The following is a 443-nucleotide window of genomic DNA, read 5'->3' on the forward strand; positions in this document are numbered from 1 at the left end:
ATGCAGAGCCTGTTCGGACGCGCCAACACGCAAACCGAAGACATCGATATCCTGCGCGGTTTTTTCAATACCGTCAGCCACCGTATCCATAAAAAAGACTGATTAAGGCCGTCTGAAAACATTTCCAGCCTTTCAGACGGCATGACTGATATTCGGATAAGCATGAATTACGCCCTAGACGCATTATGGTGGAAGCTCACCAGCCAACCCGTCCGCGACCTCGCCTCGCTGCTGACTGCGCCCCCTTTGTGGCAAAACGGTTGCGAATTGAGCGTACGCGAACTATTGGGGGAACACGGTTTCCGCTACCTTTTGGCATTGGACGCCGATCCCGCACCGCTGATGGATTACCTCGCCCAACGCGCCCCGTTTGGTCATCGTCTCGGCATTTATGCTTAAGAGCTGTTGACTTTTTGGTTTGCCAACGCGCCGCACGCCAAACT

2 pseudogenes are annotated in these 443 nt (G+C 53.7%); both read left to right on the plus strand.

The features are described 5' to 3' along the window. Nucleotides 1-102 (plus strand): annotated as a pseudogene (locus ACTHUR_RS21060) (RNA methyltransferase); the annotation flags it as partial. A gap of 60 nt (nucleotides 103-162) precedes the next feature. Continuing rightward, nucleotides 163-396, plus strand: a pseudogene (locus ACTHUR_RS21065) (DUF1853 family protein); the annotation flags it as partial. Between the last annotated feature and the right edge of the window lie 47 nt (nucleotides 397-443).

The sequence above is a fragment of the Neisseria sp. P0021.S007 genome, from assembly GCF_051956855.1.